A 21,060-nucleotide genomic window follows, 5' to 3' on the forward strand; every position below is an offset into this window, starting at 1 on the left:
TTCGTGCCGCTCGCGGTGAACCGGGTGACCGGGATCGTCTCCCGGGGCGGCTCGATCATGGCGGCCTGGTGCCTGGCGCACCACGAGGCGCCGGTGATGACGAGCCGCCGACCGGCCGGGCACGGCGGCAACGCCCGGGTCAGCGCGGCGGACCGCCCCGGCGGTTGCGCGTCAGCCGCAGCACCAGGAACACGATGATCGCCACCACCACCAGGCAGCAGAGCAGGCCGAGGAAACCGAAGCCACCGCCGCGGGACCGCCGCCGGGCGGCCTCCACCACCAGCTCGCCGGTGCCCGTGGACGCCCAGGCCGCGACGGGCACGAACACCGCCAGCACGACCGCACCGAGGACCGCGCTGAGCCGGCCCCACCACTTGCCGAATGAAGACATGTCCCCATCCTCGCCGAAGGACGCAACCTCGGCACGATTGTCCACGCCCAGTCATGCGGCCTACGTCGCCGCCGCCCACACCAGACCGCGCCTGTGCGGGATCCCAAAAAAACCCGACCCCCACGATCTGGGGGCCGGGCTTTGACGTGCACCTTCAGTGGTAGCGGGGACAGGATTTGAACCTGCGACCTCTGGGTTATGAGCCCAGCGAGCTACCGAGCTGCTCCACCCCGCGTCGACTGGTTAACCCTAACCCATCCGTTCCGGTGATGATCGGCGGGGTCGCCACTCGAGGCCTGGCACGACCACCGGTCCGCCGCCCACACGTACCCGACAACGTCGACAGCCCGCCTCCGGCGAACCGGAAACGGGCTGTCGATCTGTGCCTCTCGTAGCGGGGACAGGATTTGAACCTGCGACCTCTGGGTTATGAGCCCAGCGAGCTACCGAGCTGCTCCACCCCGCGTCGGCTCGATAACCGTAGCGCACCGACCCGGGGCACCGCAAAGCGACCCACATCCCGCCACCCACCCGCTCACCGAGGCCGCCGTCAGCCGAGCCAGTCCTCGATCGCCGCGACCGCCCGCCGGCTGTCGGCATCGAACGGGGCACGTTCGGCGGAGGTGCCCTCCCAGCCCTGTTCCCAGAGCACCGTCACCACGTCGTCGATGCGGACCGCCCGGACCAACCGGACCTCCTCGCCGTCCGCTTCGCCGTTGGCGTCCAGGAACGGTGCCCGCATCTCGAACAGCACCGACTCGTCCCCGTACCTGCCCGGGTCGAGCAGCCGCTGCCGCCAGGTCCTCGCGCCGTCGTCGGGCAGCTCCTGCTCGGGGCAGTCGCGAACGGCCCGCCGCAGCTCCCGTAGGGCGTCGTCGGCACGGCCCGGGCGGTAGATGGTGATGGTGTGCCGGTAGCTGCCGTCCGGCACGTACCCCGGCGAGGTTTCCGGCCGCTTGTAGGCCAGGTACCGGCCGCGGCGCTGCGCCACGGCGGACTCGCTGGGATAACCGGCCGTGCAGAGCACCGGCAGCGCCGCCCCGTCGATCCGCGATTCCAGGCCGGTCTGGTTCGCGGCCGCCAGGACGAAGAAGGCACGGTGCGGAATCGAGGTTGGTGGCCGGGGAGTGCCCGCACCCGTTGTGGGCGCCGACGGCGTACCACTCGGCGTGCCGCCCGGCGGCGACGACGGTGGCGACGGGGACAGGGACGGGGGTGGCGTCGATCCGGTCGGCACCGGGCCGGGAGTGTCGGCGGGCGGCGGCAACGGTGTGGCGTCGTCCGCCGACAACACCAGCCGGCCGCCGACCGCCACCCCGCCGAGCAGCACCGCCACCGCGAGCGCGGTGCTGGCGACCCGGACGCGGGCCCGCCGGTCGGCGCGCCGCCGAACCAGCCCGGGGTGCGCGAGCTCCTGGTCGTCGACAGCGGCGCCGAGCGACCGGTAGAGGTCGGAGAGTTCAGCTGACATCGTTCGCCTCCAGCTTCACGGTGGAGAGGTCGGGCAGCAGCGCGGCCAGCCGGGACCGGCCGCGGGACAGCCAGGACTTCACGGTGCCGACCGGCACGTCGGCCTCCCGGGCGATGTCCTCCACCGACATGTCGAAGAGATAGTGCAGGGCCAGCGCCTGCCGCTGGCCGGTCGGCAACTCGCGGAGGGCACGAACCAGCAGAACGCCGTCCTCACTGGGCGCCGGAGCGTCCGGCGGTGGTCCGGTGCGACTCAGCGCCGACCGCCAGCGGTGCAGGCGCCGCCAACGGTCCGTCGCGAGCCGGGCCACCACCAGCCGCAGCCACGCCTCCGGGGCCGGATGCGTCGACAGCCGTGCCCACTGCCGCCAGGCACGGGCGAACGCCTCCTGCACCAGATCCTGCGCCTCGGTGTGGTCGCCCGTGACGGCATAGCCGTACCGCAACAGCCGCCGCGCCGTGCCGCGGTACAACTCGTCGAAACTCTGCGCGTCCCTCATCGGCTGGTCCCCCTCGTCCGCACCCCGTTGCAGACAGGACGACGGACCGGTGCCGCAGGTTGCGGGCCGGCCGGCCGCGGTGTGTCCGGGAGGCGACAGGCGGACACGGCGGAGCCCTCGCCGTCACGACCAGGTGCGGTCCGACGACGAGGGCTCCGAGAGGTTCTTCCCGAGGGGCGAGGTCAGCCGCCCGGGCTGGGGGTCGGCGGCGGAGCGCTGCCGCTCGGCGACGGGCTACCACTGGGCGAAGCGGGCGGGTTGGCCGCCTGCTGCGCCTGCTGGAAGGCGGTGAGCGCCTCGTCCAGCGCCTTGAGCGCCCGACCGTACCGCTCGAAGTCCCCGGACGTCTGCGCGGCCCGGACCTCGGTGATGGCGGTCTGCACCCGGTTCGCCGCGTCGGCCAGTTCGCCGGTCATCGGCGGCGTGCTGGTGCCGGGGCCGGGGCTCGGCGGCGGCGTGGTCGGGTTACCCCCGGTGATCGGGGGCGGCGGTGCGCCCTGCCCGGCCCGCTTGCCCTGCTCGACCAGCTGTTTGATGCCGTCGTTGATGTTGTCGGCGAGCGCCACGAAGGAGCCGCCGTCACCGTACGAGAGCAGCACCTTCTGCAGCAGCGGGTACGCGTCCTGCTGGTTGCTCTTCACGTAGACCGGCTCGACGTAGAGCATGCCGTCGGCGAACGGCAGCGAGAGCAGGTTGCCGTACTGCACCTGCGCCTGGTTGCTGGAGAGCAGGTTGAGCTGCTGGCGGATGTTGGCGTTGTTGGTCATCTGCTGGTGCACCTGCACCGGGCCGGAGACCCGGGTCTGGTCCGGCAGCTCCAGCACCTCCAGCCGGGGCTGCCCCTCGACGTACGACCCCGAGATCAGCGCGGCGAGGTTCTGCCGGCCGTTCGGGGTGACCGCGGAGGTGAGCTGGAAGCGCGGGGACTCCTGCCCGGGGAACTGGGTGAACAGGTAGTACGGGGGCTGCTTCTGGCCGCTGTCCGGCGCGTCCGGCACGTTGGGCACCTGCCAGAAGTCCTGCGCCGAGTAGAAGTCACCCGGGTTGGTCACGTGGAACTTGGTGAGCAGGTTCCGCTGCACCTTGAACATGTCCGCCGGGTAGCGCAGGTGCTCGGTCAGCTCGACCGGAATCTCCGTCTTCGGCAGCACCAGGTCACCGCCGAACGCCTTGTTCCACGCCTTGAGCACCGGGTCGGTGTCGTCGTACTCGTAGAGCTTCACGGTGCCGTCGTACGCGTCGACGGTGGCCTTCACCGAGTTGCGCATGTAGTTGACGTTCTCCCGGGCCAGCTGGAAGGTGCCCCGGTTGGTCAGCTCGTCGGTGGTCTCGGTCTGGAGGTTGACCCGCTCGGCGTACGGGTAGGTCGCCGCCGTCGTGTAGCCGTCGACGATCCACTGCACCCGGCCGTCCACCACCGCCGGGTACGGGTCGCCGTCCAGGGTGAGGAACGGCGCGACCTTCTCCACCCGGTCCCGCGGGTTGCGCACGTAGAGCAGCCTGGAGTCCTTGTTGACCGCCTCGGAGAGCAGGAAGTTCGACTCCTGCTCCTTGATGGCGTACAGCAGCCGCCGCGTGAAGGAGCCGATCTCCACGCCGCCCTCGCCGGTGTAGGTGTAGGACTCGCCGCCACCCTCACCCACCGGCCGGTCGAACTCGGCCTTCTTGTTCGGGTCGGACTGCCCGACGATCGCGTAGTCGTCGGCGGCCATCCGCTCGCCGTAGTAGATGCGCGGCTGCTTCGCCGGGATCTGCTCGGTCTGCGAGGAGCACGCCTCCTGGGTCCGCTCGCCGAGGAAGCCGGAGACGAAGAACGGCTGCCCGCCGCAGACCACCTGGTTCGCCGGGGCGGCCACCAGCCCGTACCCGTGGGTGTAGACGGTGTGCCGGTTGATCCAGGTGTTCTGCTGGTCGGTCAGCTCGCCGTAGTTGATCTCCCGGACGCCGACCACGTAGTCGGAGGTCTTGCCGTTCACCCCGTACCGGTCGATGTCCAGCTTCGGGCCGAAGTCGTAGAAGCCGCGCACCTGCTGGAGCTGGGTGTAGGTCTCGCTGACCAACTGCGGGTCGAGCAGCCGCACGTTCGACACCACCGAGGTGTCGGTGGCCAGGTTGGCCGGCGGGGTGAGGTTGCTCGCCGCGAACGGGGTCGTCTCGGTGACCGCCAACCCGAACGCCGCCCGGGTCGCGTCGATGCTGCGTTGGATGTACGGCGCCTCCTTGTCCTTGGCGCTCGGCTTGACCTCGAAGGTCTGCACCGCCCAGGGGTAGATGCCGCCGATGGCCACCGCGGACACGCCGAGCAGGGCGAGCGAGATGCCCGGCCAGACCAGGTTCCGCATCCAGGCGTTGGAGAACACGATGATCGCGATCGCCACCACGATCGAGATGTAGGCCAGGATCTCCTTCGCCGGCAGCAGCGCGTTGACGTCCGCGTAGCCGGCGCCGTACAGCTTGGCGCCCTCGTTGTACTCCAGCAGCATCGCCCGCCGGTCCAGCACGTACGCGACGGACTTGAGCAGCACGAAGACCGCGACGAGGCTGCTCAGGTGGGCGCGGGCGGCGTTGCTCATCCGGTCCCCGACGCCCTGGAGGCGGACCCCGCCGAAGAGGTAGTGCACCGCCAGCGCGCCGATCACGGCCAGCACCACCGCGGTGAACGCGACCCCGAGCAGGTAGCGCCAGAACGGCAGCTGGAAGACGTAGAAGCCGATGTCGACCCCGAACTCCGGGTCCTTGATTCCAAAGTCGCCGCCGTTGCGGAAGAGCAGCCACTGGTTCCACCGGCTCTGCGCGGAGAGACCGGCGAAGAGCCCGACCACGGCGGCGGTCAGCGCGATCCAGGTGCCGAGGCGCGGGCTGAGCGCCATCCGGTAGCGCTCCAGGGTCGCCTGCTCGACCGAGTGCGGACGCAGCCGCGGGCGCAGCCGGTGGGCCAGCCACAGGTTGCCGCCGACGATGACCGCCATGCCGAGGCCGACGGCGAGGAAGAGCAGCAGCCGGGTGACCAGCACGCCGGTGAAGACCTCGGTGTAGCGGACCTCGTCGAACCAGAGCCAGTCCGTCCACGCCTGCACACCCCAGCCGAGCAGGGTGAAGAGCACGAACACCCCGACCAGGACAGCGATGGTGACGCGTCCGCGCCGGCTCATCCTCGGAAGGGGGCTGCTGCTACGCATGACCACTGTTGGCTCCGCACGCTCGAGTGTGATCGGCTCCGACCAGGCACCCAGAGTACGGGGTGTTCCTGAACGCGGCGGGGCACGGTCACACGCGTCAGCAGCGGGTCGGCTGTCCCCCCGCCCGCAGCGTCTCCAGCGCGGTCAGCCCTTGGCTCAACGAGCCCACCCGCAGCAGCGGCAGATCGGGTTGCGGATTGCGGACCGCCTCGGCGCAGTTGTCCGCCGGCACGAGGAAGACCTTGGCCCCGGCGCGCTTCGCACCGACCAGTTTCTGGGCGATCCCGCCGATCGGGCCGACGTTGCCCTCGTCGTCGATGGTGCCGGTGCCGGCGATGACCTGCCCACCGGTGAGGTCGGCCGGGGTCAGCTTGTCCACGATGCCCAGGGCGAACATCAGGCCGGCACTCGGCCCGCCGATGTCCTCCAGGTCGATGCCGAGCGTGAACGGGTGCGGCTGCTGCTGGTCGATCTCGACGCCGATCCGCGGCCGGCCGTCCTGCTCCTGACTGTTCACCGTCGCGGTGGCCGACGCGCCGTCGCGGGTGTAGCCGATGGTCAGGGCCGTGCCGGCCGGCTTGGCCCGGACCAGCTCGGTGACCTTCGAGGCCACCGACACCGGCTTACCGTCGACCGAGGTGACCACGTCACCGACCTTGAGCACCGCGGCGGACGGGCCGTCCGCGGCCACCGTCTTGATCACCACCTGCACCGGGAAGCCCAGTTCGCGGAGCGCGGCGGTCTCGGCGCTGGTCTGCGACACCTTGAAGTCCTCGGCGTTGCGCTGCTCGACCTGCTCCGTCGACTCCCCCGGCGGGTATACCAGTTCGCGCGGCACCACCGCCTCGTCGTCGGAGAACCAGCCGGCGATCGCCCCGCGGAGCCGCACCGTGGGCTGCACCCCCACCGTGGTCAACCGGAGCTGGCCGGCGGAGGTGGACGTCTCCCGCCCGGAGACCTGGATGACCTCCTTGCCGTCGGCGGTGCCGAGGGTGTTGACCGTCGGGCCCGGGCCGAGCACCACGTACGGGATCGGCACCCGGAGCACCCCGATGCTCAGCAGGGCGGTGAACAGGGCACCGAGCAGGACCGTCAGGCCACGACGTCTCATGCGGCAGAGCGTACCGACCGCTCGGGGCCCGGTTGCCGGATGCGCCGCGCGACTTCGCCCTCAGCGCAACGCCAGCGGCGGCGAGCTGGGGCGCGGCGCGCGTACCGTAGACGTCGTGCCTGATATTCCGTTCGGTTTCGCGCTACCGGGTGGGCAACCACCAGACCCCAACGATCCCGCGCAGATGCAGCAGTTCATGTCGCAGTTGCAGCACCTGCTCTCCGCGCCGGGCAGCGGGCCGGTCAACTGGGACCTGGCCCGGCAGGTGGCGGCCAGCCAGCTGGCGGCCGCCGGCGACCCGGCGGTGTCGCCCTACGAGCGCAACGCGGTGGAAGAGGCGTTGCGCCTGGCCGACCTGTGGCTGGAGCCCGCCTCGGCCTGGCCTTCCGGCATCCAGTCCCCGGTGGCCTGGAACCGCAATGAGTGGATCTTCAAGACGCTGGACGTGTGGCGCAAGCTCTGCGACCCGGTGGCCAGCCGGATGGTCGGCGCGATGGGCGACCTGGTGCCGCCGGAGGCGCGCGCCCAGCTCGGCCCGATGCAGTCGATGGTGGCCACCCTCGGCGGCGCGCTCTTCGGCGGGCAGTTGGGGCAGGCCCTCGGCTCCCTCGCCGCGGAGGTGCTCTCCGCCGGCGACATCGGGCTGCCGCTCGGTCCGGCCGGCACGGCCGCGCTGATCCCGGCCAACATCCGGGCGTACGGCGAGGGCCTGGAGCTGCCCGAGGACGAGGTACGCCTCTACGTGGCGCTGCGCGAGGCCGCCCACCAGCGGCTGTTCCAGCACGTCCCGTGGCTGCGCGGGCACGTGCTCAGCGCGGTGGAGATGTACGCCTCGGGCATCCGGGTCAACCGGGAGGCGATCGAGGAGGCGATGGGGCGGGTCGACCCGACCGACCCGGAGTCGATGCAGGCGATCGCCCTGGAGGGCATCTTCACGCCGGAGGACAGCCCGGCGCAGAAGGCCTCCCTGGCCCGACTGGAGACCGCGCTGGCCCTGGTCGAGGGCTGGGTGTGCCACGTGGTGGACAGCGCCGCCAGCGACCGGCTGCCCAACGTCGTCCGGCTGGGCGAGGCGTTCCGCCGCCGCCGGGCCGCCGGCGGTCCGGCCGAGCAGACCTTCGCCGCGCTGGTCGGTCTGGAACTGCGCCCGCGCCGGCTGCGCGAGGCGGCGGCGCTGTGGGCCGCGCTCACCGAGCATCGCGGCATCGCCGGCCGGGACGCGGTCTGGGGCCACCCGGACCTTCTCCCGTCGGACGACGACTTCGCCGACCCGGTCGCCTTCGCCATGAACGAGTGGGACCTGAGCGAGCTGGACAACTTCGACTTCACCGCGCCGGGTGGGGCCGAGGAGAAGGCTCCCGGCCAGCAGGACGACAGCGACACCGACGGCGACGCCAAGCCCTGACGACAGAGCCGGGGTGCCCGCACCGATCGACGGCGGGCACCCGGCCGGTCGGCCAGCGGGTCACGCAGGCCCCGCGGCCAGGTTGGCCAGCGGGTCAGGCCGGTCGGCCGGAGCCGGAGAGCAGGGCGCGGGTGGCTTCCCAACCCTCGAACGCCGGGTCCAGGGTGGCCAGGTCGGCAGGCCCGCGTAGCCGACGCCACCCGGCCGTGACGGCAACGTCGCCGGGTCGGGGGGCACCGGCCCGCGCGTCGGCCGGTGTCGCCACGTCCAGGTCCAGCTTCGGTAGCCAACCCGCCACGGGCAGTCGCACGGCCACCCCGAGCAGGCCCGGGCCGCCGCCCTCCACCGGGGCGACCGCGACCGGCCGGGTGGTGAGCGGGCGCAGCAGTTTGCCGACGGTCAGCGCGGGCAGGTCGGGCACGTCACCGGCGAGCACCGCCGCCTGCTCGTAGCCGTCCAGCGCGGCGAACACCGCGGTCGGCGTCGGCTCGGGCACCTCGTACACGGTGGTGCCGGGCCAGACCACGGCGTCCGCCAACGACCGGTCGGCCGGGGTCACCGCGACGGCGACCTCCACCTCGTTGAGCGTGGCGAGCAGGTCGACGACGTCCTCGGCGAGCGCTGCCCGCCAGTCCGCCAGGTCGATGCCGGGCGGCGACCAGTGCACCGGCCCGAGCAACGCCACCACCACCCGTCGTGCCACATCCCGACCCTAGCGCCCCCGGCCCGACCACCTGGCCCGGCCTACGCCGCCCCGGCCGCCCGGGCTGGGCTGGGCTGGGCTGGGCTGGGCTGGGCTGGGCTGGGCTGGGCTGATGATCCACTCGGTTTCAAGGATGTCGCGCTGTCCGAGGGCCCGGGACACCGCGACATCAAGGAAACCGAGTCGATCACGGAGGCCCCGACCCCGCGTCAGGTGGCGACGGGGGCGCAGGAGGTGGCGGCCACGCCTTCGAGGTAGCCGCGGGCTCGTTCCGCCTTGGGATAGCGGCCGACCAGCGCCCAGAACCGGGCGTTGTGGCTGGGCACGATGAGGTGGGCCAGCTCGTGCAGCAGCACGTAGTCGATGACCCACTCGGGCATGTCCTGCACGCGGTGCGAGATCCGGATGCTGCGATCGGCGGGCGTGCAGGAGCCCCACCGGCCGTTCTGGTTGGTGACCCACCGGACGCTGGCGGGCACCGCCTTGGCGCCGTACCCGGCGAGGTAGAGGTCGATCAGCCGGGTGGCCCGGGCCAGCAGCTCCGCGTCCGAGCGGGCGAGCCGGCCCTCCCGGGCGGCGAGCCGGGCGAGCATCCGGTCGACCCACTCGCTCTCCTCGGCCCGGGAGAACTGGTCCGGGATGAGGACGACGACCCGCTCACCATCGCGGTACGCAGACACCGTGCGTCGTCGGCGCTGGCTGCGCCGCACCTCGACGACCGGCTTGCGCGTCCCCGCCATCACTGGCCCGCGCAGCCTCGGCTACGTGTCACGAAGGAAAGCTAATGCGTACTGACCAGGGGTCCGCAAGGGTCAACCGCGCGACACGCGCCCAAAAAATGGTGATTGGTCGCTGGGCGTCCCGAAAATTTCTTGGCCGGGTCGCCGCTGCGCCATCTCGTCACCCTTCGTGAACACCGATGGCGGCCCTCTCCGGGGACCCCTCCACCGTAGGTGATCACCGTGCTCGGTGCCGCGGCGGGGGCACCCGCACGGGTGGCTGAGAGGGTTTGGTCGGCGTGTCCCCGCCAAACTGACTTATCCGACCTAATTCGCCATGCACACTCTCGACGTCGACTTGCTCACAGTGTCGATGCACAGCTGACATGGAACTGCCCAGACCTGGGTAGGGTCCGCGAACCAGCGGTCACGAAGGTGGCCGCGGAGTGAGACCCAGCGCCGGCGCCCCGTGTGGCCCGCCGCCGGGCACCCCGCCGGGACGGCATTGACCGGCGGACGAGACGAGGAGGGCACCGTGGCCGACCAGGCCCAGACCTACAACGGTTACTGCGTGAAGTGCAAGGAGAAGCGGGACTTCGAGGGGCACGTTGAGGTCTCGAAGACCGGAATGAACATGGCCAAGGGCAAGTGTCCGGTTTGCGGGACAACAGTGAACCGCATCCTCGGCAAGGCCAAGGTCTGACGCGTACGGGTAATCGGGGGCGGGGTGGCCGACGGCCACCCCGCCCCCGTTGCCGTTCCGGAGGTCATCCACGGTCTGTCGGGTGCCCGACACGCGTACCGGCGGGCTGTGGATAACCCGGCGAATCCTGTGGACAGCGCTGGACAGCCGCCCGACCACCTGTGGACAACGATCGACCGAGCGCAGGGACGCGGTCACGATTCGTCATCATGAGTCGTACCGCCCTGCCGCGCCCGACCCTGCTGCCCGGTCTCTGCCGGCTCTGGCGGGACCGGCACACCCTCCAACTCGGCGTCGGCCCCGGGCCCGCCGTGCTGCTGGAGCTGGCCAACCCGCGCGCCGCCCACCTGCTCGACCTGCTGGACGGCACCCGTAGCGAGCGCGCCGTGCTGGCCCACGCGGCCACCGCCCGGGTCACCACCGACGAGGCACTCGACCTGCTCGACGCCCTGCGCACGGCGTGCCTGCTGATGCCCGGGCACAGCCTGCTCCCCCGCGAGCTGACCGGGCCGGTCCGGGCCCGGCTCGCCGCGGAGGCCGGCGCGCTGGCCCTCGCCGCGGGCCGGCTACCCGGCACCCCCGCGCAGTGCCTGCGCCGACGACAGGCCGCCCGGGTGCTGCTCACCGGGGCCGGAGCGCTCGGCGCGCCCCTGGCGGTGGCGCTGGCCCAGTCCGGCGTCGGACAGGTGATCCCACACCTCACCGGTCCGGTGCGCCCCATCGACCTGGTCGGCACCGGCATCCCGGCCGCCGAGCTGGGCGACCCGCTCGCTCCGGCGGTACGGGCCGCGGTCGACCGCGTCGCACCGGGCACCGGCACCCAACCGGGTCGCACCGCCCGGATCGACCTGGTGATCCAGCTCGGCACCGACCGCCCGCCGCCGCTACTCGCCGCCGGTCTCGCCCAACGCCGCCAGCCGCACCTGCTGGTCACCCTGCGCGAGGGCGTACCGGTGATCGGGCCGCTGGTCCGCCCACCCGCCGGGCCCTGCCTGCACTGCGTGGAGCTGCACCGGGCCGACCGCGACCCGGACTGGCCGCGGCTCGCCGCCCAACTCGCGGCCGCCGAGCCGGCCGCCGCCGGCGCCACCGGCACACTGCTCGCGGCCACCGGGTACGCGCTGGCCGAGGCGCTCGCGCAACTCGATGGCGGCAACCCGGAGACGCTGGGCGGTGCCACGGAGGTCACCGGGCCGGGCCGGTTTCGCCGCCGGGGCTGGCCGCCGCACCCGGCGTGCGGGTGCTCGCCGAGCCGAGTGTGGGCACCAGCCCGGCGGCACAGCAGCAGCGGGGGCCTCCGGTCGGTAACAATGACCGAGTGACCGACATCCCGCGCCGGGCCGTGTCCCGGACCGCCAAACTCGCCGCTCTGCCGCTCGGCTTCGCCGGTCGGACCGTCCTCGGCATGGGTAAGCGCGTCACCGGGCTCGCCTCCGACGTGATCTCCGCGGAGATTCAGCAGCGCACCGCCGAGCAGCTCTTCAGCGTGCTGGGCCAGCTCAAGGGCGGTGCGATGAAGTTCGGCCAGGCCCTGTCGGTCTTCGAGGCGGCGCTGCCCGAGGAGATCGCCGCCCCCTACCGCCAGGCGCTGACCAAGCTCCAGGAGGCCGCTCCGCCGCTGCCGGTCGCCAGCGTGCACAAGGTGCTGACCGAGCAGCTCGGCCCGGACTGGCGGGACCGGTTCGTCGAGTTCAACGACACCCCGGCCGCCGCGGCCAGCATCGGCCAGGTGCACCGGGCGCGGTGGCGTGAGCCCGGGTACGGCCCCTCGGGCGAGCCGAACAGCCGCGACGTGGCCGTCAAAATCCAGTATCCGGGCGCCGGTGACGCGCTGCTCGCCGACCTCAAGCAGCTCTCCCGGCTCGGCGGGATGTTCCGGGCCATCCAGCCCGGCCTGGACGTCAAGCCGCTCCTGGTCGAGCTGCGCGAACGGATCACCGAGGAGCTGGACTACGAGCTGGAGGGCGAGTCGCAGCGCACCTTCGCCGCCGCGTACGCCGACGACCCGGAGATCTACATCCCGGCGGTGGTCTCCGCGTCGCCTCGGGTGCTGGTCACCGAGTGGGTGACGGGCACACCCCTCGCCGACATCATCCGCGAGGGCACCGAGGAGCAGCGGGACGAGGCCGGCCGCCTGATGGCCACCCTGCACCTCTCCGCACCGCAGCGGGCCGGGCTGCTGCACGCCGATCCGCACCCGGGCAATTTCCGGATACTGCCCGACGGCCGGCTCGGGGTGATCGACTTCGGTGCGGTGGCCCGGATGCCGGAGGGCACGCCGGAGCCGATCGGTCGTATCGCCGCGCTGGCCCTGCGGAACGACGCCGACGGGGTGGTGGCGGGGCTGCGGTCGGAGGGCTTCGTCAGCTCCACCGAGGAGATCGACGGCGAGGCGGTGCTGGACTTCCTCCGTCCGATGCTGGAGCCCATCGCAGCCGACGAGTTCCGCTTCACCCGGGCCTGGCTGCGGGCCGAGGCGGCCCGGCTGGCCAGCCCCCGCTCCCCCACCTACCAGCTCAGCCGGCAGCTCAACCTGCCGCCGTCGTACCTGCTCATCCACCGGGTGACGCTCGGGTCGATCGGGGTGCTCTGCCAGTTGGAGGCGAAGGCGCCGTACCGCGGCATCCTGGAGCGCTGGCTGCCCGGCTTCGCCCCGGTCGCCTGAGCACGCACGCCAAGAAGGGCGGGTGCCATCCGGCACCGGTTGTTAAGAAGGGGCCCTTCCTCTACCGCAGGCGTTAAGAAGGTGCCCTTCCTTGCATGGCGAAGGGGCGGGTGCCGGTGGCACCCGCCCCTTTCTGCGTGGGTGGTACTAGAGAACGCCCAGGTCGCGTGCCGACTGGTTGCGGCTGTTCATGGCGACGGTACGGGCGGATCGGGTTGCCTCAGTGCTCGTGGTGGTACGACCGGCCTGAGGCCGGCGCATTCGAGCCCGGGACAACGCTTCGTTGAGTAGTTGCATCTCGAAAGCTCCAGTCGGTACGTGCAGCATGGTCGTCTTCTCACTCGCTGCCGGTGCGACACCGGCGTAGTTGGTACGGATCGGGAACATGTCAGGCTGCCAGCCGGACCGCGCCACGCACCTCGGACAGCCCACTGGCCGCCAGGCGCGCCTCGGCCTCGACCCGGAGCGCGGCGTCACGTGCGACGTCCTCCTTGCGCGGGCGGCCACGGGGCCGCTTGCGCGGGACAACCGCGCCACGCTCGAAGATCTCGCCGCCCCAGACGCCCCACGGCTCCGCTCGCTCCACCGCCCCGGCCAGGCACTCGACGCGCAGCGGGCAGTCCCCGCAGAGCGACTTGGCCAGCTCGAGCTCGGCAGGCGAGTCGGAGAACCACAGGTCGGGGTCGAACTTCCGGCAGGGCAGGTTCGCCTCCATCTCGACGCTCACGTCGAGGGGGGCCAACGCCAGACTCATCGCCCGGTCACCTCTCTCTCACACTTCGATCTCATGGATCGCATTCCGACGTACTTCGGCGGGGCAAAAAACTGAGGCCGCGGATCCCGGTAAGCGGGTTCCGCGGCCTCGAGGTGAGCCGGTGTCTGATGGTCAGACCGGTCTACCTCGAGGTGGAACGCCGCGGACATCCGTGCGCTTCTTGGCGCCCTGGATGGCCATGCCCGTGAAGCCACTGGTCCCCTCGACTCCGATGGGGGCGACAGTCAGGTTCAGCTCGGCCTGAACCTGGTGCACCTGCGGAACCGACGGTCGTGCGGCCGCGAGGGCCACCCGGACAGCCGACAACGGAGCGTGGACAGCTGGCATCACCGCCAGACGCTCATAGGTGAAGATCCTCACGGGTACCACCTCCCTCACGTTCTCGTATATCGACCGGACCGACCCCCCGTGAGCAGCCGGAATGGCGCCGCTCGCGTGGTGTGTCCTGAGGTTATTCCTCGCGCCGGGGCGAGGGCAAACGAATTTACGACGAGATTTCGAAAGTTTTCTCCGGGCAGACGTCGTCCACTCCCGCGCCCCCCACCAGCGCGAGCACCGACTCGCCGTAGAGGCCCAGCTTCCGGGGGCCGATGCCGGCGATCGCGATCAGTTCCTCCGGCCGGCCGGGCCGTCGCTCGGCCAGCGCGACCAGCGTGGCGTCGGTGAACACCACGTACGCGGGGACCTTCTGCGCCCCGGCCACCCGCTGTCGCCACTCGCGCAGCCGTTCGTGCAGCTCATCGTCGATGTCGGACGGGCAGGTGGGGCAACGACCCAGCTTGCGATCCGGGCCGGCGAGCAGGGTGGCGCCACAGATCCGGCAGGAGACGATCTGGGTCCGACGCCGTTCGGGGCGGCGGGCCGGACCGGCGCCACCGGTGGCCCGCTCGGTCCCGCCGGAGCGGTCCAGCTGGGGCAGGAACCGCGACGGCCGCCGGGCCCGTCCGCCCGGCGAGCGCGCGGCGGCGTACGACAGCCAGAGCCACTGCCGGGCCCGGGTGATCCCGACGTAGAGCAGCCGGCGTTCCTCCTCGACCTGCTCGACGGTCTTGGCGTACGTGGTGGGCAGGGTGCCCTCGGCGAGGCCGACCAGGAAGACCGCGTCCCACTCCAGCCCCTTGGCCGAGTGCAGCGAGGCCAGGGTCACCCCGTCCACGGTCGGCACGTGCTGCTGGGCGGCCCGACGGGCCAGCTCCTCGGTGAAGTCGGCCAGGGTGACCGGCCGCTCGACCGCCGCCGCCTCGCCGATCGGCACCACCTCCGGGGTGGCCGCGTACTCCTCGGCGAGCTGGACCAGCGCGGCCAGCGCCTCCCACCGCTCGCGGGCCGCGCCACCGGCCGGGGGCGCGTCCGGGGCCCAACCGACCGCGGTGAGCGCCTCGACGACGGCGGCCGGCAGCGGGGTCTCGCCCGGGATCGACCGGGTGGCGGCGCGCAGCGCGACCATCGCCTGGCGCACCTCGGCCCGCTCGAAGAACCGCTCCGCGCCCTGCACCACGTACGGCACCGCGGCCTCGGTGAGTGCCTTCTCGTACGCCTCGGACTGCGCGTTGGTCCGGAACAGGACGGCGATCTCCCTGGCCGGTGTGCCCGCGTCGATCAGGGAGCGGCAGCGGGCGGCCACGGCATTGGCCTCGGCCGGCTCGTCGGTGAAGATCCGCAGATCCGGCTCGGGGCCGGCCGGGCGCTGCCCGCTCAACTCCAGCCGCAGCCGCGCCTCGGCGCCCCGGGCCTGGGAGATCACCGCGTTGGCCAACCCGACCACCTGCGGGGTGGAGCGGTAGTCCCGAACCAGCCGGATCACGGCGGCGCCCCGGTGCCGGCGCGGGAAGTCGACCAGGTACGCCGAGGTCGCCCCGGTGAACGAGTAGATCGTCTGGCTGGCGTCGCCGACCACGGTCAGGTCGTTCCGGCCGCCCAGCCAGGCGTCCAGCAACCGCTGCTGGAGCGGGTTGACGTCCTGGTACTCGTCCACCACGAAGTGCCGGTACTGGCCGCGCACCTGCTCGCCGACGTCCGGGTGCTCCTCGATGCCCCACACCGCGGCGCGCAGCATGTCCTCGAAGTCGATCACGCCGTTCGAGCGCTTGAGCTGCTCGTACGCGGTGAACACCTCGGCCACCTTCGTCGGTTCGTGCGGCGTGTCGCGCAGCGCCCGGGCGGCCGAGACCACGTAGTCCCCCGGCTCGACCAGCGACGACTTGGCCCACTCGATCTCGCCGGCCAGGTCCCGCGCGGCGGCCCGGTCGGTCCGCAGGCCCACCCGGGCCGCGGCGAGGGTGACCAGCCGCACCTTGCTGTCCAGCAGCTCGGGCATGGCCCGGCCGGCCAGCAGCCGGGGCGCGAAGTAGCGCACCTGGCGCAGTGCGGCGGCGTGGAAGGTCCGCGCCTGCACACCACCCACCCCCAGGACGGTGAGTCGACTTCGCATCTCGGCGGCGGCCCGGGCGGTGAAGGTGACCGCGAGCACGTGCCGGGGGGAGATTTCACCCGAGAGCGCCCGGTGGGCGATCCGGGAGGTGATCGCGCGGGTCTTGCCGGTGCCGGCGCCGGCCAGGATGCAGACCGGGCCGGCGGGTGCGGTCACCGCGGAGCGCTGATCCGGGTCCAGCCCGGCGAGCACGCTTTCCGACGCTGAGTGAACCGCCACAACCAGGAATCATCGCAGCTGTCCCGAACGTTGCAGCGAACAGCCTCGGCTTGATCCGCAAGCCGGCGGCGGATGAGTTGGAGGGCCCGACCATGCTGACGATGTATTCCACCCCCTGGTGCGGCTACTGCCACCGGCTGAAGTCGCAGCTCGACCGGGAGGGCATCGGGTACGAGGTGGTCGACATCGAGCAGGACCCGAAGGCCGCCGAGTTCGTGATGAGCGTCAACGGCGGCAACCAGACGGTGCCGACGCTGCGCTTCGCCGACGGCAGCGCCCTGACCAACCCCTCGATCACCCAGGTCAAGCAGCACCTGGAGACCCTCACCGCCTGACCGGCCGGGTCATTTCCGACGAGCGGCCGCCCCGATCGGGGCGGCCGCTCGTCGTGTCCGGTATCCGTCACCGGCGCGGCGACCGGTGGCTCCCGGTCACCACCTGCTGGTCCGCGTCGTCCGCCGGGCGTCGCTGCGCCGGAAGGGTCGGGCCGGGCGGCGGTGTGGGCGGGCGGGCGCCGGAAGGCGCGCTGAGGTGCCGGCCCCGCCAGAGGTAGCCGCCGGCGACCAGGGTGGCCACCCCGACCAGCGCGAACAGCGCCCGGTAGTCCAGGAACCCGACCAGCAGTGCGCCCGCGCCGATGGAGAATGCCTGCGGTCCGCTGACCACCGCCTCGGTGGCGGCGGCGACCCGGCCGACCAGCCCGGGAGGGGTACGCCGCTGGATCAGCGTGTGCAGCCCCACCATGGTCAGCGGCAGCGAGACGCCGGCCAGCAGCACCGCGGCGAAACCGAGCCGCAGATCGGGGTACGCGAGCGCGAGCGCGGCCGGCCCGAAGAACGCGACCCCGGCGGCCAGCGTGCCGACCTCGCCGAGCCGGCGGACCAGCGCCGGCGAACAGAGCCCGCCGAGCAGCCCACCCACGCCCTGCACGGTGACCAGCACACCCACGAACGCGGCGTCCCGGCCCAGCCCCTGGTCGACGTAGGCGAAGATGAGCGACTCGCTGAAGCCCATCACCAGCGACCCGAGCCCGTAGCCGAGCAGGGCCCGGCGCAGGGCCGGCTCGCCGGCCAGGTGTCGCAGCCCGGCACCCAGCTCGGCCGGCCAGCGCAGCCGTACCGTCGGCGGCGCCGGCTGCGGGGTGGGCAGCGCGGTCACCACGGCGGCAGCGGTCAGGAATCCGACCACGCCGATCCCGGCCAGCGCCCACCCGCCGACCGCCGCGTAGAGCGCCGCACCGACCAGCGGGCCGACCAGCCGCAGCCCCTGGCGTACGGTCTGCAGCACGCCGTTCGCCTCGGCCAGCAGCTCAACCGGCACCAGCTGCCGGATCAGCCCGCTGAGTGCCGCGCTGAGCGTGATGTAGGACAGGCCGTACAGGGCGGCCACCGTGTAGACGAGCCAGACGTCGCCCGCGTCCCGGACGGTGAACAGCGGGGTGAGCAGCACCGCGGTGACCAGGTTCGCGGCCACGAAGAAGGGCCGGCGCGGGTAGCGGTCGACGAACCAGCCGACCAGCGGCGCGAGCGTCATCGGGGCGACGACGGCGAAGATCGTGGCGCCGGCGAGCCCGTCGGAGCCGGTCAGGTCCTTGACCCAGATCGCGAGCGCGAGCAGCAGGATCGACTCGGCGGTCATGCTGGCCAGCAGGCCCCCGAAGAGCAGACGGAAGTCGGGTCGGCGCAGGACGCTGCGCATGGGTCCCTCCGGCGGGGATGGCGCGCCCGGGCGGGCGTGGTCGACGGGGCCGCGACCTCGGGGCGCGCCGTGGTCGGCGTACCAAAGGTCCATTTTTCGCAAGACACGCCCCCGCCGGAACCTCCGACGCCGGCCGCGCCGTCCATACTGACCGTGGGGGGCGAATTTCATACAGTTACCGTCGCGTCTGCGGCGGTCGACGGGAAAGAGGACACGTGCCTCCTGCCGCACCCAGCCCGATCCTGCGTCGTCGCCGGTTGGGCACAGAGCTGCGCCGCCTGCGCGAGGCCGCAGGCCTCACCGGCGACCAGGTCATCGAGCGGATCGGCTGGGCCTCCGCGTCGAAACTGTCCCGGCTGGAGAACGGGCGCAGCCGACCCGACCCGCAGGACGTCGGGGTTCTGCTCGACCTCTACGGTGCCGACGCGGCACTGCACGAGGAGCTGCTCGGGATCACCGGCGAGGCCGGTGACATGCGGGGCTGGTTGAAGAACTTCCCGGTGATGACGCAGCAGCAGCGCAGTTGGGCCGAGTTGGAGGCGGGCTGCGCGGAGATCTCCGAGTACAACCCGGTGCTGGTGCCGGGGCTGTTGCAGACCCCCGGGTACGCGCAGGTCCGGATCGTCTCGGCCCGTCAGGTGGCCGAGGGCGCCGGTGAGCCGGAGCCGGGCGAGGAGCCGGAGACCGAGGTGCAGGCACGGCTGGCCCGCCAGACGCTGCTCACCCGGGAGCCCGACGCGCCCCGCTACACCGCCGTACTGGAGGAGGCGGCCCTCGGTCGCCGGGCCGGCCCGCCCGAGGTGCTGCACGAGCAACTTCGCCAGCTGTGCGAGCTGGCGCTGCTGCCCAACGTGACGCTGCACGTGCTGCTCCGGGACACCCAGATCGGCAACTGGTACCTCCCGCCGACCGCGTTCTCCCTCTACCGGTTCGCCGATCCGCTCGATCCGGAGACGCTGACCATCGAAGGGGGGTTCACCGACGTCATGTCGACCGAGGCAATCGCGCTAAATCGCTATAAAGTGGTGTTCGAGTGGCTATGCACGGCGGCACTTACCGCCTCGGACACCCTCTCCTGGCTGATCGAGGCGACGGGACGGCTGACCGAGGTGGCGCCCCCTTCCACAGTGGCGTTCGGGCCGGCAACGGCGCCGCCCCAACGCCGCCGGGCCTCGGGGCGGCTGACGGAACGGTGATCCACGGGGGACCCTCCGTCGGGGCGTGCGGCACCACTTGTCCCATCGGAGCGGTTCACATCAGGAGCAGAACCATGAACGACATCCGCAACACGCCGTCTGTACCCGCCCACCGGCTGTCGGACGCCCCGTGGCGTACCAGCACGCGCAGCCAGACCTCCAACTGCGTGGAGGTCGCTCCGCTGGGCACCGGCTCGTCCGCGGTCGCGCTGCGCGACAGCAAGGACCGGGGTGGCCCGGTGCTGCTGTTCAACCGGGCGGGATGGCTCGGCTTCATCGCCGGAGCGAAGAAGGGCCAGTTCGATCCGAACTGATCCGGTGACCGGGACGGGGCCGTCGGCGCGCTGCCGGCGGCCCCGTCGCGTTACCCACCGCCGACCCCGCTGACCAGGCATCCGCCGATCGGACGAGGCTCGAAACCAATAGGCGCGTTTCAGTTGCTGGGACGAACACGCGGCGTAACATGGCGATCGAGTACGTGGAACTTCCACACCGACTCATTCGTCGCGGTTCATCCGGAGACCCTCATGCGGTTCCTGATCGTTCGCACCGACATCCGCGCCGTCGCCGACGGGGACATCGCCGCCGCCTGGGCGGACGGCCATCGACTCCGCGACGAGACGACCGCCCCCGAGCCACGCCGCCAGATCGTGCACGCCGAGGACCGGGACGCCGCACTGCTGCTGGCCCGGGCGCTCGCCACGGTCGGCGCGGTCCGCGCCGGCAGGCAACGGGTCAAGGTCCTGCCGCTGGGCGAAGCCCGACCCACGTTCCGACACAGACCGGGCCGCACCAGCACCTGACCCACGAGACGTCCGTCGTGGTCGGAACGGCTCCCCCGCCGCGTTTTCGCCCCAGCCGACCACGACGGCCCGTGTTCCCGGCCCGTGACCGCCGCGGCAACGGCGGCCACGGGCCGGGACCGTGTTCACCGGTCGGCGTCCACCCAGCCGTCCAGCCAGCGGTGGATGAGGAACAGCGCGATCGACGACGGCGGCGGCAGGATCAACTGGGCCCCGTCACCCACATCCACGGTCTTCCCGGCCAGCGCCGCCCCGATCTCCCCCCGGGTGAACCAGCGGGCGTACGCGATCTCGGACGGGTCGACCTGCACCGGATCGGTCGGGTCGGCGGTGGCCAGGAAGCCCAGCATCAGCGAACCGGGGAACGGCCACGCCTGGCTGCCCACGTACCCGACCCGCTCGACCCCGATGCCCACCTCCTCGCGGACCTCGCGCAGCACGGCGGCCTCCGCCGACTCCCCCGGCTCCACGTAGCCGGCCAGGCAGGAGTAGCGCCGGCCGCCCGGGGTCCCTGGCCAGCCGGCGTTGTTGCCGAGCAGGCAGCGCCCGTCCGGGCCGTCGACGCCGTCGTGCACCAGCACGATCATCGCCGGGTCGGTACGCGGCCAGATCCGCCCGCCGTTCCGGTCCACCCGGGACCAACCGGCCTCGTCCATCTCGGTCGGTGCTCCGGTGGCCGCCGAGTAGCCGTGCCGGGTGTGCCAGTTGACCAGCGCCAGCGCGGTGGTGAAGAGGCCGGCCTCCCGGTCGCCGAGCAGATGCCCCACCTCGCGCAGGCTGACCGCCCGGGTGCCCGGCAGCACCGGCAGCGGCGTGTCGACCGCGAAGACCGGCACCCCGTCCGGCTCGACACCGAGGAACATCGCGATCGACTCCGACCCGACCGGCACGTCCGCCGCCCCGAACAGCACCAGCGCCGGAGGTGACGCGTCGGTGTGCGCCAGCGTCCGCCCCTCGTCCGTCGAGTCGAGCAGCAGCACCCGGGCACGCAACCACGCCTCGGTCAGCCACCGCGAATCGCCCCGCCGGTGCGCGGCCCGGTCCAGCGTGGACCGGGCCAGCGGTGGCGCCGTCTCCCCACTCACGCCGCAC

Annotated in this window: 20 protein-coding genes, 2 tRNA genes and 1 pseudogene; 9 read left to right on the forward strand and 14 right to left on the reverse strand. The window is 72.3% G+C overall.

Translation table 11 applies throughout. From position 1 onward, the window contains the following. Window positions 1–87, forward strand: a pseudogene (locus tag ACWD5O_RS24220) (phosphomethylpyrimidine synthase ThiC); the annotation flags it as partial. A 52-nt stretch (window positions 88–139) separates the two neighbouring features. On the opposite strand, the gene ACWD5O_RS24225 reads toward ACWD5O_RS24220, so the two are convergent. The 7 genes from ACWD5O_RS24225 to ACWD5O_RS24255 all read right to left on the reverse strand — a co-directional run bounded on the left by ACWD5O_RS24225 (window position 140) and on the right by ACWD5O_RS24255 (window position 6,651). Beyond that, complete coding sequence (locus ACWD5O_RS24225; RefSeq protein ID WP_089019121.1) at window positions 140–391, reverse strand: hypothetical protein; 252 nt, start codon at window positions 389–391, stop codon at window positions 140–142. 158 nt (window positions 392–549) lie between these two features. After that, window positions 550–626: transfer RNA gene (locus ACWD5O_RS24230), tRNA-Met, on the reverse strand. A gap of 157 nt (window positions 627–783) precedes the next feature. Next, a tRNA-Met gene (locus tag ACWD5O_RS24235) sits at window positions 784–857 on the reverse strand. Between the two features lie 84 nt (window positions 858–941). Further along, a complete protein-coding gene (locus ACWD5O_RS24240) occupies window positions 942–1,862 on the reverse strand; it encodes a hypothetical protein (protein WP_450086637.1) in 921 nt (306 codons plus the stop codon). Next, window positions 1,852–2,361 carry a SigE family RNA polymerase sigma factor gene (locus ACWD5O_RS24245; RefSeq protein WP_450086638.1) on the reverse strand — a complete coding sequence of 170 codons (510 nt, stop codon included), beginning with the start codon at window positions 2,359–2,361 and terminating at the stop codon, window positions 1,852–1,854. The genes ACWD5O_RS24240 and ACWD5O_RS24245 overlap by 11 nt, the downstream gene beginning before the upstream one ends. Window positions 2,362–2,543: 182 nt before the next feature. Beyond that, window positions 2,544–5,540 carry a UPF0182 family membrane protein gene (locus ACWD5O_RS24250; RefSeq protein WP_450086639.1) on the reverse strand — a complete coding sequence of 999 codons (2,997 nt, stop codon included), beginning with the start codon at window positions 5,538–5,540 and terminating at the stop codon, window positions 2,544–2,546. Between the two features lie 97 nt (window positions 5,541–5,637). After that, on the reverse strand, window positions 5,638–6,651 hold the full coding sequence (locus ACWD5O_RS24255) for a YlbL family protein (RefSeq protein WP_450086640.1): 1,014 nt from the start codon (window positions 6,649–6,651) through the stop codon (window positions 5,638–5,640). 115 nt (window positions 6,652–6,766) lie between these two features. On the opposite strand from ACWD5O_RS24255, the gene ACWD5O_RS24260 reads away from it, so the two are divergent. Then, the gene (locus tag ACWD5O_RS24260; RefSeq protein ID WP_354963731.1) at window positions 6,767–8,056 is read left to right on the forward strand and encodes a zinc-dependent metalloprotease; all 1,290 of its coding nucleotides are present in this window, start codon (window positions 6,767–6,769) and stop codon (window positions 8,054–8,056) included. Window positions 8,057–8,150: 94 nt separating this feature from the next. Here the strand turns inward: ACWD5O_RS24260 and ACWD5O_RS24265 are convergent, their stop codons facing one another. After that, window positions 8,151–8,759 (reverse strand): hypothetical protein, encoded by a 609-nt coding sequence (locus ACWD5O_RS24265; RefSeq protein WP_450086641.1) that lies wholly within the window; start codon window positions 8,757–8,759, stop codon window positions 8,151–8,153. Between the two features lie 209 nt (window positions 8,760–8,968). After that, the gene (locus tag ACWD5O_RS24270) at window positions 8,969–9,499 is read right to left on the reverse strand and encodes a M48 metallopeptidase family protein (protein ID WP_450086642.1); all 531 of its coding nucleotides are present in this window, start codon (window positions 9,497–9,499) and stop codon (window positions 8,969–8,971) included. A gap of 514 nt (window positions 9,500–10,013) precedes the next feature. Between ACWD5O_RS24270 and ACWD5O_RS24275 the strand changes: the two genes are divergently transcribed. The 3 genes from ACWD5O_RS24275 to ACWD5O_RS24285 all read left to right on the forward strand — a co-directional run bounded on the left by ACWD5O_RS24275 (window position 10,014) and on the right by ACWD5O_RS24285 (window position 12,846). Continuing rightward, complete coding sequence (locus ACWD5O_RS24275) at window positions 10,014–10,181, forward strand: DUF5679 domain-containing protein (protein WP_007464795.1); 168 nt, start codon at window positions 10,014–10,016, stop codon at window positions 10,179–10,181. 209 nt (window positions 10,182–10,390) lie between these two features. Further along, window positions 10,391–11,503: a hypothetical protein gene (locus tag ACWD5O_RS24280; RefSeq protein ID WP_450086643.1), complete on the forward strand. Its 1,113-nt coding sequence runs from the start codon at window positions 10,391–10,393 to the stop codon at window positions 11,501–11,503. Then, window positions 11,500–12,846 carry an ABC1 kinase family protein gene (locus ACWD5O_RS24285; RefSeq protein WP_354963727.1) on the forward strand — a complete coding sequence of 449 codons (1,347 nt, stop codon included), beginning with the start codon at window positions 11,500–11,502 and terminating at the stop codon, window positions 12,844–12,846. Before ACWD5O_RS24280 ends, ACWD5O_RS24285 begins: the two co-directional genes overlap by 4 nt. Before the next feature lie 388 nt (window positions 12,847–13,234). Here the strand turns inward: ACWD5O_RS24285 and ACWD5O_RS24290 are convergent, their stop codons facing one another. The 3 genes from ACWD5O_RS24290 to ACWD5O_RS24300 form a co-directional block, all read right to left on the reverse strand. Next, window positions 13,235–13,600 carry a WhiB family transcriptional regulator gene (locus ACWD5O_RS24290; protein WP_074314263.1) on the reverse strand — a complete coding sequence of 122 codons (366 nt, stop codon included), beginning with the start codon at window positions 13,598–13,600 and terminating at the stop codon, window positions 13,235–13,237. A gap of 132 nt (window positions 13,601–13,732) precedes the next feature. After that, on the reverse strand, window positions 13,733–13,981 hold the full coding sequence (locus ACWD5O_RS24295; protein WP_354963726.1) for a hypothetical protein: 249 nt from the start codon (window positions 13,979–13,981) through the stop codon (window positions 13,733–13,735). A 124-nt stretch (window positions 13,982–14,105) separates the two neighbouring features. Then, window positions 14,106–16,271, reverse strand: a complete 2,166-nt coding sequence (locus ACWD5O_RS24300) for an ATP-dependent DNA helicase UvrD2 (protein WP_450086644.1) — start codon at window positions 16,269–16,271, stop codon at window positions 14,106–14,108. A 92-nt stretch (window positions 16,272–16,363) separates the two neighbouring features. On the opposite strand from ACWD5O_RS24300, the gene ACWD5O_RS24305 reads away from it, so the two are divergent. Continuing rightward, the gene (locus ACWD5O_RS24305; protein WP_139582276.1) at window positions 16,364–16,606 is read left to right on the forward strand and encodes a mycoredoxin; all 243 of its coding nucleotides are present in this window, start codon (window positions 16,364–16,366) and stop codon (window positions 16,604–16,606) included. A 67-nt stretch (window positions 16,607–16,673) separates the two neighbouring features. On the opposite strand, the gene ACWD5O_RS24310 is transcribed toward ACWD5O_RS24305, so the two are convergent. Continuing rightward, on the reverse strand, window positions 16,674–17,969 hold the full coding sequence (locus tag ACWD5O_RS24310) for an MFS transporter (RefSeq protein WP_450086645.1): 1,296 nt from the start codon (window positions 17,967–17,969) through the stop codon (window positions 16,674–16,676). Between the two features lie 215 nt (window positions 17,970–18,184). On the opposite strand from ACWD5O_RS24310, the gene ACWD5O_RS24315 reads away from it, so the two are divergent. The 3 genes from ACWD5O_RS24315 to ACWD5O_RS24325 all read left to right on the forward strand — a co-directional run bounded on the left by ACWD5O_RS24315 (window position 18,185) and on the right by ACWD5O_RS24325 (window position 19,968). Then, complete coding sequence (locus ACWD5O_RS24315; protein WP_450086646.1) at window positions 18,185–19,165, forward strand: helix-turn-helix domain-containing protein; 981 nt, start codon at window positions 18,185–18,187, stop codon at window positions 19,163–19,165. Window positions 19,166–19,239: 74 nt separating this feature from the next. Further along, on the forward strand, window positions 19,240–19,479 hold the full coding sequence (locus ACWD5O_RS24320) for a DUF397 domain-containing protein (protein ID WP_450086647.1): 240 nt from the start codon (window positions 19,240–19,242) through the stop codon (window positions 19,477–19,479). 213 nt (window positions 19,480–19,692) lie between these two features. Then, entirely contained in the window at window positions 19,693–19,968 is a 276-nt protein-coding gene (locus ACWD5O_RS24325) for a hypothetical protein (RefSeq protein WP_354963721.1), read from the forward strand. Window positions 19,969–20,093: 125 nt separating this feature from the next. Here the strand turns inward: ACWD5O_RS24325 and nudC are convergent, their stop codons facing one another. Then, the gene (gene nudC, locus ACWD5O_RS24330; protein WP_354963720.1) at window positions 20,094–21,053 is read right to left on the reverse strand and encodes an NAD(+) diphosphatase; all 960 of its coding nucleotides are present in this window, start codon (window positions 21,051–21,053) and stop codon (window positions 20,094–20,096) included. Window positions 21,054–21,060 lie beyond the last annotated feature (7 nt).

The organism is Micromonospora sp. NPDC005161 (assembly GCF_053599855.1).

What these genes read in the sequence shown, in the direction of transcription:
- ACWD5O_RS24255 (WP_450086640.1), bottom strand. Translation starts at nt 6,651, where the DNA reads ATGAGACGTCGTGGCCTGACGGTCCTGCTCGGTGCCCTGTTCACCGCC.
- ACWD5O_RS24270 (WP_450086642.1), bottom strand. Translation starts at nt 9,499, where the DNA reads ATGGCGGGGACGCGCAAGCCGGTCGTCGAGGTGCGGCGCAGCCAGCGC.
- ACWD5O_RS24225 (WP_089019121.1), bottom strand. Translation starts at nt 391, where the DNA reads ATGTCTTCATTCGGCAAGTGGTGGGGCCGGCTCAGCGCGGTCCTCGGT.
- ACWD5O_RS24320 (WP_450086647.1), top strand. Translation starts at nt 19,240, where the DNA reads ATGAACGACATCCGCAACACGCCGTCTGTACCCGCCCACCGGCTGTCG.
- ACWD5O_RS24305 (WP_139582276.1), top strand. Translation starts at nt 16,364, where the DNA reads ATGCTGACGATGTATTCCACCCCCTGGTGCGGCTACTGCCACCGGCTG.
- ACWD5O_RS24240 (WP_450086637.1), bottom strand. Translation starts at nt 1,862, where the DNA reads ATGTCAGCTGAACTCTCCGACCTCTACCGGTCGCTCGGCGCCGCTGTC.
- ACWD5O_RS24325 (WP_354963721.1), top strand. Translation starts at nt 19,693, where the DNA reads ATGCGGTTCCTGATCGTTCGCACCGACATCCGCGCCGTCGCCGACGGG.
- ACWD5O_RS24280 (WP_450086643.1), top strand. Translation starts at nt 10,391, where the DNA reads ATGAGTCGTACCGCCCTGCCGCGCCCGACCCTGCTGCCCGGTCTCTGC.
- ACWD5O_RS24250 (WP_450086639.1), bottom strand. Translation starts at nt 5,540, where the DNA reads ATGCGTAGCAGCAGCCCCCTTCCGAGGATGAGCCGGCGCGGACGCGTC.
- ACWD5O_RS24245 (WP_450086638.1), bottom strand. Translation starts at nt 2,361, where the DNA reads ATGAGGGACGCGCAGAGTTTCGACGAGTTGTACCGCGGCACGGCGCGG.
- ACWD5O_RS24290 (WP_074314263.1), bottom strand. Translation starts at nt 13,600, where the DNA reads ATGAGTCTGGCGTTGGCCCCCCTCGACGTGAGCGTCGAGATGGAGGCG.
- ACWD5O_RS24310 (WP_450086645.1), bottom strand. Translation starts at nt 17,969, where the DNA reads ATGCGCAGCGTCCTGCGCCGACCCGACTTCCGTCTGCTCTTCGGGGGC.